Consider the following 12,300-nt stretch of genomic DNA (forward strand, 5'->3'; position numbering starts at 1 on the left):
TCACACCCGCGACCGCACAGCCTCCCACGCGCCGAGGATCGCCCACCCCACGCCCAGCATCAGCGCAGGCGTGTACAGCGCCCCCCAGTAGTAGTTGAACGGCTTACCCACAGCGGCGAACAGCACGACGAACGCCACCACCGCCGCCAGCGCCAGCGTGCCCTTCGGCCAGGCCCATAGGCCCAACAGTCCAAGCGGCAGGAATACCGCTGCGAGCCAGAGCGGGCCAAGGCTCCACAGCCCGTTGAACCCAGCGGTCGCGAGGATGAACCCCAGACCGCCAAACTGCAGCCAGCCCTCCCCATAAGCCTTGTCCATCGGCCCCAACTGCTGGCTCACCATCCACCAGTGCCAACCGAAATAGGCGGCGTAAGCGACCAGGCCGACGGCCCAGATCCACAGCTCGCCCCAGCGCTTTTCGCGCAGCGCCAGCAGCAGGCAGATCACCACATAAGGCGCCGCCAGCTCCCTGAGAAATAGCGCCAGCAGCCCCGCAACCAGCCCGACCACCCGCCAGCCATTGCCGTATGCCGCGACGGACACGAGGATCAGCGTCCCCGCTGCTACCTCCGCAAACACCACGCTCGACGGCGCCGCAATCCCACCGAGACTACCGGCCACAGCGACGGTCGCGAGCAGCGCCGCCACCACGCCTCCATCCTCGCGCATCATCCGATAGACCATCAGCACGCCGCACAACGCCAGCGCCGCCAACATCCCCTGCCCCCAGCCCGCCGGCAGCGCCGCCAGCAGCATCGGCCAGGCGGGCATCCGCCAGTTGAACACCGAGCGCGTGCCATAGCCGTCGGCCACCAGCACTTGATGAGCAGCCGTGTAGTAGTCCGCCCCGCCGCGCATCCGCTCGATGATCCGCTGATAGCTGACCAGATCGCCCTCAGGCGCCGGCACGCCCCCCGCGTCAGCCGGAATCAGCGGCGCCCGCCCCATCGCCGCCACCAGCAGCAATACGATGGCAGCCAGCGTCAGTCCAAGCACGACATAGGCCAACGGTTGCGGCAATTCTGCCAGTCGCGTACGCATCGCGTTCAGGATGTCCCGATAAACTCGGCGAATGATGCCGCGCCGCCGTTAATTTTCCGGGATGGCGGGCGGAACCGCCGCGCGCCGGCGAGCATTCTGGTCCCGCGTCACTCGTGAGCCCCAATGAAGCTCTTCCGCTGCGACCATTGCGGTCACCTGCTCTACTTCGAGAATACCCGCTGCGAGCGCTGTGGGCGGTCGCTCGGCTATGGTCCGCTCACCAACAACCTGTTCTCGCTCGATGGCGGCCCCGGCATCTGGATGGCGCCGGCCTTCTTCAATCGCTCGTTCGTCTACTGCGCCAACGCCGCGCATGGCGCCTGCAACTGGTTGCTGCTGCACGCCCCGGGCGCTGATCCCTTCTGCCTCGCCTGCCGCCACAACGCCATGATCCCCGACATCCAGAACCCGGTCGACCTGGGGCGCTGGCAGGTCATCGAACGCGCCAAGAAGCGGCTGATCTATTCGCTGCTGCGGCTGCATCTGCCGCTCGCCACCCGCAACGAGGACCCAATCCACGGCCTGAGCTTCCAGTTCCTCAACGAGGAAATCTCGCGCTCCCCGGTGCTCACCGGCCACGATAGCGGTGTCATCACCGTGGCCCTGAAAGAGGCCGACGATGCCGCGCGAGAATATCGCCGCACCCAGTTCAACGAGCCCTACCGCACCCTGCTCGGCCATTTCCGGCACGAGATTGGCCACTACTACTGGGACGTGCTGGTTGCCGGGCGCCCTGCGCACGACGAGTTCCACAGCCTGTTCGGCGACGAGACCGCCGAGTACGAGGCGGCGCTGCAGGCGCACTACGCCAACGGCGCACCGGCCGACTGGCAGCAGCATTACATTTCCGCCTACGCCACCTCGCACCCCTGGGAGGATTTCGCCGAGACCTTCGCCCACTACCTGCACCTGGTCGATACCACCGAGATGGCGGCCTCGTTCGGCGTCAATCTCCGGCCCGACGTTGACCAAGCTGGCGAACTCACGGCCCGCCTCGACTACGATCCCTACGGCAATTCGAACATCGACGAGCTGATCGAGAACTGGATCCCCCTCGCGTCGCTGATGAACAACCTCAACCGCGCTGTCGGCCAGCACGACGCCTATCCCTTCGTCCTTACCCCGGAGGTGATCGCGAAGCTCGGCTTCATCGACAAGCTGGTGCACGAGGCCGGCGCGGTGCAATGGACGGTGCCCAGCCCGGCCGGGCCCGTGCCGATCAATGTGCCCACCGGTCCCGCCAAGCTGCCCCGCACCTGACACTGGAGCGCCCCGCGCCGATGTGATCTCTATCGCGGATGCACGACATCACGCTCCTCACCGTTCCGGTGTTTTCCACCCTCTGCAACGCTGCCTTCGCGCTCCGCCGCGAGGTGTTCGTCATTGAGCAGCAGATCCCCGAAAGCGAGGAGTTCGATGCCGACGACCTGACCGCGACCCATCTCGTCGCCATCGGCGCCGGCAACGTCGTGGGCACGCTGCGGATCATCTGGACGCCCGAGCACGTGAAGCTCGGCCGGGTCGTCGTCGCCAGGTCATGGCGCGGCAAGGGCATCTCGAAGCAGTTGCTTCAGCACGCCATGGACCCGGCCCGCGCCAGGGGCGAAACCCGCTTCTATCTCACCGCGCAGCACGACAAGCTCGGCGTCTACCAGGGCCTGGGTTTCGTCGCCTTCGGAGAGCCGTTCGACGACGGCTCGGGCATCCTCCACCTCGCGATGAAGACCTACTGAGCCGTTACCGGATTAATTCAATCTTTACCGGTTAACCCGGCAAAGCGCGCGCCGCCGTCAATTCTCCGCTAGCTTGTTGGATGTGGGGCGCCTCGCCGCGCCCCGAAGAAACGCTGGGAGGCGTGAAGGGCCGGACCTCGAAAACGGGGCCGGCCTTTTGATTTCTCCGCCCCGGAACACTCGCGCACCCGTCACGTTGTAATGCACCGGGCCGTGCGGCACGCCACAGCCAAGCGATGTGCCGCACGGCCTTGTTCATGACAGACACGAACGAGAGGACGTTACAATGTTCCGTACCCTATTGACCACCACTGCCGTCGCCGCGCTGTTGACCGCCGGCGCTATGGCCCAGGATGCCCCGGCAAAGACCGAGGCACCCGCAGCCACGACGGAAGCGCCCGCCGCCCCGCTTGACACGTCCATCCTCGCGTCCGGCTACTCGGTGACCGACAAGGACAATCTCGCCACCGAGATCATCGGGAAACAGGTTTATTCCTCGACCGAAGCCGATGCCGAGCACATTGGCGACGTCAACAATCTGGTGATCGGTGAGCGCGGCGAAGTCGCCGCGGTCATCATCGGAGTCGGTGGTTTTCTCGGTATCGGCGAGAAGAACGTCGCCGTGAACTACGCCGAACTCGAGTGGGTCACCGCCGAGGATGGCTCCGAACGCTTCGTCCTCAACACGACCAAGGAAGCGCTGGAAACTGCGCCCGACTTCAAGACCACCGACGAGGACGCTGCGGCGCCGGCCGACGCCACCGCTCCGGCGACTGACGCTGCCGCCCCTGCCGACCAGCCCGCTGATGCGGCAGCGCCAGCCGACAAGGCCGCGGCGCCTGCAGACAAGGCGGCTGCGCCCGCGGCGACGCCGATCGCCCGCGATACGCTGACCGATGCACCGCTGACGGCTGAAGAGTTGATCGGCACCAACGCCTACGGCCCGGCGGACGAGCATCTCGGGACCATTGGCGACGTTGTGCTGGCTCAGGACGGAAAGACCGTCGAGGCGGTGATCATCGACTTCGGCGGCTTCCTCGGCATCGGCACCAAGCCGGTTGCTGTCGGTATCGAGAACCTGCGCTTTGCCACCGATCCCAACGGCAACAAGTACCTGTTCCTCAACGTGACGCGCGACCAGCTCGACAAGGCCGTCGCCTACAACAAGGACACCTACGCCAACGAGCGCGACGCCCAGACGCTGCGCACCGAAGCGCTGTAGTCGCCGCCCAACTGCTACGGCAAACGCGAAAGGCCCGCTCCGGCGGGCCTTTTCATTGTCTGATTGAGCGTTCCTAACGCCGGATGTGCCGCAGCCGGCCGATCTCGTCGTATTCCGCCTGCTCGGACTTCGCTTCCGCTTCCTGCTCGCGGCCATGCTCGCGCTGGTCCAGCAGTTCGACCTTCTTGAGGTCCTCGACCGCTTCTGCCAATGCGTCCTGCGCCGCCTCGAGATTGCCCTTCATGTCGTTGGCCGACGCGAGCAGGTTGTCCCTGCGGGCGATCGCGGCCTTGGCGAAGGTCGAATAGGCGAAATGCGCGATGTCGGAGATGCCGGTCTTGGTCTGCTCGATTTCGATCTGCTGATCGAGTTCGGCGGCCATGCGCTCGAAATCGGCGATCATCATCTCGATCTGCGTGACCTGACGGCGCTTCTCGTCCACCTGGAACTTCTTGAGCCGGATCAGGCTCTCGCTCCGCGACTTCATGACTTGTACTCCTTACACCTCAAGTCATTCACTTCACTGACGCGGATTGTTCGCCCACCTTTTCCAGGATCGCCTCCAGCATCACATAGCCGTCGGCAATCGAGGTGCGCTCCTCCCGCTGCTGGCTCAAGAACGCCTCCAGCGCCGGGTTGATCGCGATGGCACGGTCCACGCCTGGATCCGATCCCTTCCGGTATGCCCCCAGCCGGATCAGTTCCTCCATGTCGGCAAACGTCGACATGAGCTCCCGCGCCTTCTGCAGGGTGGGCCGCACATTGGCCGGCACGCACCCAGGCATGGTTCGCGAGATAGACCGGAGCACATTGACCGCCGGATAGCGTCCTCGCTCGGCGATCGAGCGCTCCATCACGATGTGCCCATCAAGAATGCCGCGTACGGCGTCCGCAATGGGCTCATTGTGATCGTCACCTTCCACCAAAACGGTAAATAGACCGGTAATGGAGCCCGATTCAGCGAGCCCTGGTCCTGCTCTTTCCAGCAATCTGGGAAGTTCGGTGAAAACCGTCGGCGGATAGCCCTTGGCGGTCGGCGGCTCGCCGATCGCCAGCCCGATCTCGCGCTGCGCCTGGGCGAAGCGGGTGAGGCTGTCCATCATGCAGAGCACGCGCTTGCCCTGGTCGCGGAAATACTCCGATAGCGTGAGCGTGAGGTACGCCGCCTGCCGCCGCATCAGGGCCGCCTCGTCGGAGGTCGCGACCACGACGACCGCCTGCTGGATGCCGACTTCGCCGAGATAGTCGGTGACGAACTCCTGCACCTCGCGGCCGCGCTCGCCGATCAGTCCGATCACGGCCACGTCGACCTGCGCGTTCCGCGCCAGCATCGACATGAGCACCGACTTGCCGACACCGGAGCCGGCAAAGATGCCCATGCGCTGGCCTTCGCACATGGTGGTGAAGGTGTTGAGCGTCCGCACGCCCATGTCGAGCGGGTCGCCCACCCGCATCCGCTCATGCGCCGGCAGCGGCACCTGGCGCAGCGGATACGGTGTCGGCCCACCCATCAGCGGACCCTTGCCGTCGATCGGCTCGCCATTGGCGTTGATCACCCGGCCGAGCCAGCTTTCCGCCGGCTGCACCGATCCGTCATGGCTCTTGAACAGTGCCCGGCAGCCGAGCCGCACCCCGTTCAGCGGTCCGAACGGCAGGCACAGCGCATGGCCGTCGCGAAAGCCGATGATCTCGGCGCCCAGCACCCCGCCATTGGTGGTTTCGATCGAAACGCGGCCGCCGACCCGCAACTCGCGCACCGGGCCGACCACCTCGATGAGCAACCCCTGCACAGTTTTGACCCGCCCGAAGACCTCGACGTCCTCGATGGCATCAATTGCGGCTTTCAGGGACTGCATTTGCCTCTTTCAGGGCCGGCGAATCGCTTGATTCCCAAGGTAACCGAACGTTAAGCAAAAAGCGTTAACCATGGGGACCTGCCCCGACATATGCCCAGCTCGCGCTGAGCCGCTTTTCCACCCCTCAAGGGCCTCAAATCCTTGAGTCGGCAGAGTCGATTGAAGTGCTTTCTTAACCTAGTTTCTTAAGTCCGTTAGGTGCGATTTCTGTAGCATTTTCAACGATTTAACATATCACTAACGACAGACGTATTGCATCTTGCGGATCAGAATTAAACTTTGTTAACTAATTGCGCTTAGGTTTGGGTCATATCCAGTAGGGTTCGGTTAAGGGTGAACGCGCAAGGCGCCTCATCCATAGTTCCAGCAGGGAACGGTTTAAGGGGATTGACGGCATGCGTGTACTCTTGATCGAGGACGACAGCGCGACAGCGCAGAGCATCGAACTGATGCTCAAATCAGAGAGTTTCAACGTGTACACGACGGACCTCGGTGAAGAGGGCGTCGACCTAGGCAAACTCTACGACTACGACATCATCCTGCTCGATCTGAACCTTCCCGACATGTCGGGTTACGAAGTGCTGCGCACCCTGCGCGTGGCCAAGGTGCAGACCCCGATCCTGATCCTGTCGGGCCTCGCCGGCATCGAAGACAAGGTGCGCGGCCTCGGCTTCGGCGCCGACGACTACATGACCAAACCCTTCCACAAGGATGAACTGGTCGCCCGCATCCACGCCATCGTCCGCCGTTCCAAGGGCCATGCGCAGTCGGTCATCTCGACCGGCGACCTGACCGTCAACCTCGACACCAAGACCGTCGAAGTCCAGTCGGCCCGCGTGCACCTGACCGGCAAGGAATACCAGATGCTGGAGCTGCTCTCGCTCCGCAAGGGTACGACCCTCACCAAGGAAATGTTCCTCAACCACCTCTATGGCGGCATGGACGAGCCCGAGCTGAAGATCATCGACGTCTTCATCTGCAAGCTCCGGAAGAAGCTCTCGGTCGCCACCGGTGGCAAGAACTACATCGAGACCGTCTGGGGCCGCGGCTACGTGCTGCGCGAGCCCGACGAGAACGAGACGTTCGCGGAATCGAGCGTCGCCTAGCGCGTCCCTTGGCGTCGCCTAATTAGAAGTCCCGCGTTGCGGCGGACTTGAAAAACCCCGCGCCATACGGTGCGGGGTTTTCGCTTCTGCGGGGGCCTAGTGCCCGCCTGCCCCGGCCGCGGCCTTGCCCGGCTTCTGCATCAGCACCGCGCCGAACGCCAGGATGCCGAACAGCCCGGTGAGCAGCAGGAACACATCGACGAAGCTCAGCACATACGCCTGCTGCTGCACCATGCGGGTCAGCTGCTTGATCGCCGCCGTCGCCCCGTCCAGCCCGCTCGCGTTGAAATTCTGTGTCATCGAGTTCACCTGGTCGACTGCCGCCGGGTTGTTCCAGTTGACGTGCTCGGCAAGGCGCTCGGTGTGGAGCGCCGTGCGGTTGGTCAACACCGTGTTGATCAGCGCCAGCCCCACCGCGCCGCCGAGATTGCGCGTCAGGTTGAACAGCCCCGAGGCGCCCTTCATCTTCTGCGGCGGCAGCGTGCCCAGCGCCAGGTTGTTGATCGACACCATGCACAGCATCATCCCGACGCCGCGGAAGATCTGCGGGAACAGCAGTTGGTCAAAGCTCCAATCGGCGGTGATCTGGGCAGACATGAAAGTGCCGCCGGCAAAGATCAGGAAGCCGAACATCAGCATGTAGCGGAGGTCGAACCGCGCCGACAGCGCTCCGGCGACCGGGGCGGTAAGGAACATCGCAAGCCCCGAGATGAATAGCGTCTCGCCGATCATCATCGAGTCGTAGCCGCGGATGCGGCCTAGGAACACAGGGTAGAGGAAGGTGAGGCCATAGAGCCCCACTCCGAGCACGAACGAGAACAGCGAGCCGAACGTGAAGTTGATGTTGCCGAAGGCGCTGAGGTCGACGATCGGCGACTTGGCCGTGAATGCCCGCCAGAAGAACAGCACGCCCCCCAGCACCATGACGATGGCGCACAGCAGCACGCTCTGGTCGGCCAGCCAGTCGTTGTTGGGGCCTTCTTCCAGCACGTATTCCATTGCGCCGAGGAACCCCGCGAGGCCGAGCAGGCCCCACCAGTCGAAGCTGGCGAACAGCCCCTTCTCAGGCTTGTCGAAGTCGATCAGCATCCAGGTCGCAATGGCGACGACAATGCCGGGCCCCACGTTGATCAGGAACAGCCAGTGCCAGCTGAGCGCGCTGGTCAGATAGCCGCCGACGGTCGGCCCGATAGTGGGAGCCAAGGTCGCAACCAAACCGATGATCGGCGAGACGATGGCACGCTTGGCGGGCGGAAAGATCGTGAACGCCACCGCGAACACCGACGGGATCATCGCCCCGCCGATAAAGCCCTGCAGCGCACGGTAGACGATCATCTGGTCAATATTGGTGGCCGTGGCGCAAAGCGCGCTTGCTGCTGTGAAGCCGGCCGCAGCGATCGCAAACAGCACCCTGGTCGATAGGATGCGGGCCAGCATCCCCGACAACGGGATCATGATCACTTCGGCAATCAGATAGGCGGTCTGCACCCAGCCGATCTCGTCCGAACCCGCGCTGAGGCCGGCCTGGATGTCGGCCAGCGACGACGACACCACCTGGATGTCGAGGATGGCCATGAACATCCCCACGACCATGAAGAAGAACGCCACGATCCGGCGCACCGGCATCGCGTCGGCGCTAGGCGCGGCGGGTAGAGCGCCCGTCAAAACAGCTGCATCGGCCATCAGATCCTCCTGCCGCCAGCGGTTCTAGTTCGCCACGGCCGGCGCCGTCCGCGTATCGGCCTCAACCACCACGCTGAGACCCGCACGCAGTTTGCCCGTCGCCAGCTCGGCGGCCGGAATGGCGATCCGCACCGGCACGCGCTGCACCACCTTGGTGAAATTGCCGGTCGCATTTTCCGCCGGCAGCAACGAGAACACCGAGCCCGAGGCAGGCGAGATCGACTCGATCGTTCCCTCGATGGCATCGCCCTCGAGCGCATCGACCTTGATCTTCACCTTCTCGCCGGGGACCAGCTTCTTGAGCTGGGTCTCCTTGAAGTTCGCATCGACATAGAGCGCCTCGGTCGGCACCAGTGCCGCGAGCCGCATGCCGGCGCTCACGAGGTCGCCCGTCTGCACCGCGAGATTGCCCACCACCCCGTCATAGGGCGCGCGCAGCACCGTGAAGTTCAGGTCGCGTTCCGCCTTGTCACGGGCGAGGCCCAACGTCTTGAGCTGGCCCTCGGCCTCGGCGTGCTGCCCCTTCAGAACCGCGATATTGGCTTCCGCCGCCGCAATCTGTGCGTCGGCAGCGACGAGGTTGGCATTGGCCTGGTCGAGCGCCGCGTTGGCCTTGTCGAGATCCGCCTGCGAGCCGATCGCGCCCTTGGCAAGTTCGGCGGCCCGCGCCTGGCTCAACGCCGCGTTCTTCTGCGCCGCTTCCAGCGCCAGCTTCTGCGCCTTGGCCTGCGCCACCGTCGCCTCGGCGCCGGTAACCTGCGCGTCGATACGGCTTAGCGTCAGCTTTTGCGTCTCGATCTGCGCCAATGCCTGGTCACGGGCGATGCGATAGTCGCCATCGTCGAGCGTGATCAGCGGATCGCCGGCCTTAACCCGCTGGTTCGCCACCGCATCGACCTTGGCCACATAGCCCGCAAGCTTCGACGAGATCGTCGCGATGTCGCCGCCGATATAGGCATCATCCGTCGACACCATGAAGCGCCCGGTTGCCCACCAGTCATAGCCGACCCAGCCGCCCGCCAGCAGTGCCACCAGACCAATCCCGGCGAAAATCATCGGCCGCCGCGACTGCTTCTTTGCTGCCGGCTTGAGCTCGACATCGTTGGCCGGCACAATCGGCTCGGTCACCGGTGCTTCGGCCGTCGTCGGCGCCTTGGGAAAGGGGCGGATCTTCTCGGAATTCTCAGGCTGAGCCATCTGGCCCTCCGGCGCATCTGAATTGAACTGAACCGTTCGGTTCGATTGACATAGACCTGTCGATGCGCCATATCAAGTGAAATCGAACCGAGTGGTTCGAACAAATTTGGAGTGCAGCCATGCAGATTCCGGAGGACGGCAAGTCGGAGGAGCGCAGCGGACGCCGCGCCGCCGGTCAGGATCCGACCAAGCGCGCTCAGATCCTCGATGGCGCCAAGCGCTGTTTCCTAAGCCTCGGTTTCGAGGCTGCCAGCATGAACGAGATCACCAGCGAAGCCGGAGTCTCGAAGGGCACGCTCTACGTCTACTTCGAGGACAAGGAAGATCTGTTCAAGGCCCTCATCGACCGCGAGAAATCAGCTGTGATGGCCGCGGCCAAGACTCAGCTCGAAGCCGGCGGTACTGTCCGAGAGGCGCTGCAGCGCTTCGGTGTCTACGTCACCACCCGCCTCACCTCCGAGGAGGTCATTCGCGCCCAGCGCATGGTGCTCGGGGTCGCCGAGCGCATGCCCGAAGTCGCCGCCCGCTTCTTCACCGGCGATTCCTTTTCCGCCCACCACATCCTGCAGGAATACCTCGACGCCAGGGTCGCCGCCGGCGAACTGAACATTACCGACACCGACCTCGCCTCGCGACAGTTCCTCGAGCTCTCCATGGCCTCGGTCTACAAGCGCCGCCTGTTCGGCAACCTGCCTGAGCCGATGCCGCTGCCGCAGATCGAGCGTGTCGTCGCCAGCGGCGTCGCCATGTTCATGAAGAGCTACGGCGCCGACTGAGCCGCCAGCCGCGCCAAATACTGGTGCACAAAGGCGATCGCCATGCTGCCTTCGCCCACCGCGGCCGCCACGCGCTTTACCGGACTGAGCCGCACGTCGCCGCAGGCGAAGATCCCCGGCACGCTGGTCTCGAGCAGATAGGGGTCGCGCTCTTCGGACCAGCGCCCTACCTTCTTCAGGTCCTCCCCGGTCAGCACATAGCCGCGTGCGTCGCGTGCCACATCGGTTGGCAGCCATTCTGTTTCGGCGTCGGCGCCGATGAAGACGAACAGCCCGGCACTCTCCTCGCGCCGCGCCGCGCCGCTTTTGAGGTCGATGATGTCGACGGCATCGAGATGGCCCTCGCCATGCGTTGCCTGCACTTCGCTGTAGAGCGCCACCTTGATGTTGTCTTTGCTGCGCACCTGGCCGATCAGGTATTGCGACATGCTCTTTTCGAGCGAGTCCCCGCGCACCAGCAGGGTCACCGTCCGCGCGTGGTTGGCAAAGAACATCGCCGCCTGCCCGGCCGAGTTGCCCGCCCCGATCAGGTGGATATCGAGACCCTGCGTGGTGCTCGCCTCGCTGCGCGCCGCGCCATAGTAGATGCCCTTGCCGATCAGCCGGTCGAACCCCTCGATCGCAACGCGCCGCCAGCTCACGCCAGTCGCGAGGATGATGGTTCTAGCGGTGATCCGCTCGCCGCCATCCAGCTCGATCGTGCGGCCTACCGGATCGATGCGGTCGATCTGCCGGGTGATAACCACCTCGGCGCCCAGCCGTTTCGCCTGTTGCAGCGCCCGGCTCGCCAGTTCATCGCCCGATATGCCGCCCGGGAACCCCAGGTAGTTCTCGATCCGCGACGACGTCCCCGCCTGCCCGCCCGGCGCTTCGCGTTCGATCACCAGGGTCTTGAGGCCCTCGGACGCGCCATACACCGCGGCAGCCAGCCCGGCCGGCCCTCCGCCCACGATCACCGTGTCATAGGTGTCGGCCCGTGCCCGCGTGTCGAGATCAAGCGCCTCCGCCAGTTGCCGTAGTTGCGGCCTTGCCAGCGTCGGACCATCGGTGATCTGTACCGTCGGCAGCAATGTCGGCAGCTCGCCGACCCAGCGCCCCGCCAGTTCCGGTGCATCCGGGTTGAAAGCGTCGAAGATGATCCGGTTGCTGGCGAGGAACCGCCGCAGCGCCAGGCATTCGGGGTCCCACCGCTCGCCCACGATCACCACTTTGCTGCGGCGCGCGTTGGCCATGATGGACTGCAGCCCGCCGACCCGCTCCCGCGCCAGCTCGCCCATCCGCCGCGCCAGCTCCGGCGACAGCGCCGCCGCGGCGTGGAACTGCCGTGGATCGATGCGCGCCACTCGTGACGCCTCCACCGCCCGCCCGCCTGCCTGGAACGGCGTGCCGTAGATCAGCGGCACTTCGCCCAGAAACGCCCCCGGCAGGCGCTCGCCGATCTTGCGCTCGATCCCGTCGACCCGCTTGATCACCTCGAGCTTGCCCGAAAGCACCGTAAACAGCATCGGCTCATCGCCTTCGTGCACGAAGAACTCGCCGCGCCCCAGCTGGATATCCCCCGAGCCGCGCAGCAATTCGCGCAACACCGGCTCTGGCTCCGGCGAGAACATCGGTACCGCCGCCAAGTCCTGCGTCGTCAGCATCAATGGATATCCCGTCCGGAGTTACGCCCGGCAGTAGTGCTAG

At 64.7% G+C, this 12,300-nt stretch carries 11 protein-coding genes; 5 read left to right on the forward strand and 6 right to left on the reverse strand.

The window, feature by feature from the left end; translation table 11 throughout:
* A complete protein-coding gene (locus AC1DYL_RS10770; RefSeq protein ID WP_477173133.1) occupies nt 1-1,041 on the reverse strand; it encodes a hypothetical protein in 1,041 nt (346 codons plus the stop codon).
* 123 nt (nt 1,042-1,164) lie between these two features.
* On the opposite strand from AC1DYL_RS10770, the gene AC1DYL_RS10775 reads away from it, so the two are divergent.
* The 3 genes from AC1DYL_RS10775 to AC1DYL_RS10785 all read left to right on the forward strand — a co-directional run bounded on the left by AC1DYL_RS10775 (nt 1,165) and on the right by AC1DYL_RS10785 (nt 3,996).
* Nucleotides 1,165-2,301 carry a zinc-binding metallopeptidase family protein gene (locus tag AC1DYL_RS10775; protein WP_477173134.1) on the forward strand — a complete coding sequence of 379 codons (1,137 nt, stop codon included), beginning with the start codon at nt 1,165-1,167 and terminating at the stop codon, nt 2,299-2,301.
* Nucleotides 2,302-2,339: 38 nt separating this feature from the next.
* The gene (locus AC1DYL_RS10780; protein ID WP_477173135.1) at nt 2,340-2,774 is read left to right on the forward strand and encodes a GNAT family N-acetyltransferase; all 435 of its coding nucleotides are present in this window, start codon (nt 2,340-2,342) and stop codon (nt 2,772-2,774) included.
* Nucleotides 2,775-3,060: 286 nt separating this feature from the next.
* The gene (locus AC1DYL_RS10785; RefSeq protein WP_477173136.1) at nt 3,061-3,996 is read left to right on the forward strand and encodes a PRC-barrel domain-containing protein; all 936 of its coding nucleotides are present in this window, start codon (nt 3,061-3,063) and stop codon (nt 3,994-3,996) included.
* A 73-nt stretch (nt 3,997-4,069) separates the two neighbouring features.
* Here AC1DYL_RS10785 and fliJ read toward each other — a convergent pair whose 3' ends face one another.
* Nucleotides 4,070-4,483, reverse strand: coding sequence for a flagellar export protein FliJ (gene fliJ / locus AC1DYL_RS10790; protein WP_477149765.1), 414 nt, complete (start codon nt 4,481-4,483; stop codon nt 4,070-4,072).
* Nucleotides 4,484-4,511: 28 nt separating this feature from the next.
* Nucleotides 4,512-5,852 (reverse strand): flagellar protein export ATPase FliI, encoded by a 1,341-nt coding sequence (fliI, locus tag AC1DYL_RS10795; RefSeq protein WP_477149766.1) that lies wholly within the window; start codon nt 5,850-5,852, stop codon nt 4,512-4,514.
* Between the two features lie 395 nt (nt 5,853-6,247).
* Here fliI and ctrA point away from each other — a divergent pair, with 395 nt between their 5' ends.
* A complete protein-coding gene (gene ctrA, locus AC1DYL_RS10800; protein WP_477149767.1) occupies nt 6,248-6,958 on the forward strand; it encodes a response regulator transcription factor CtrA in 711 nt (236 codons plus the stop codon).
* Between the two features lie 96 nt (nt 6,959-7,054).
* Here the strand turns inward: ctrA and AC1DYL_RS10805 are convergent, their stop codons facing one another.
* Both AC1DYL_RS10805 and AC1DYL_RS10810 read right to left on the reverse strand, forming a co-directional pair.
* A complete protein-coding gene (locus AC1DYL_RS10805; RefSeq protein ID WP_477173137.1) occupies nt 7,055-8,641 on the reverse strand; it encodes a DHA2 family efflux MFS transporter permease subunit in 1,587 nt (528 codons plus the stop codon).
* A 24-nt stretch (nt 8,642-8,665) separates the two neighbouring features.
* Complete coding sequence (locus AC1DYL_RS10810) at nt 8,666-9,838, reverse strand: HlyD family secretion protein (RefSeq protein WP_477173138.1); 1,173 nt, start codon at nt 9,836-9,838, stop codon at nt 8,666-8,668.
* Nucleotides 9,839-9,957: 119 nt separating this feature from the next.
* Here AC1DYL_RS10810 and AC1DYL_RS10815 point away from each other — a divergent pair, with 119 nt between their 5' ends.
* Nucleotides 9,958-10,614, forward strand: coding sequence for a TetR/AcrR family transcriptional regulator (locus AC1DYL_RS10815; protein WP_477173139.1), 657 nt, complete (start codon nt 9,958-9,960; stop codon nt 10,612-10,614).
* Here AC1DYL_RS10815 and AC1DYL_RS10820 read toward each other — a convergent pair.
* A complete protein-coding gene (locus AC1DYL_RS10820) occupies nt 10,599-12,257 on the reverse strand; it encodes an FAD-dependent oxidoreductase (protein WP_477173140.1) in 1,659 nt (552 codons plus the stop codon). The two genes, AC1DYL_RS10815 and AC1DYL_RS10820, sit on opposite strands and share 16 nt — an antisense overlap.
* Nucleotides 12,258-12,300: the final 43 nt, after the last annotated feature.

The sequence above is a fragment of the Devosia sp. P1_H9 genome (genome assembly GCF_056405135.1).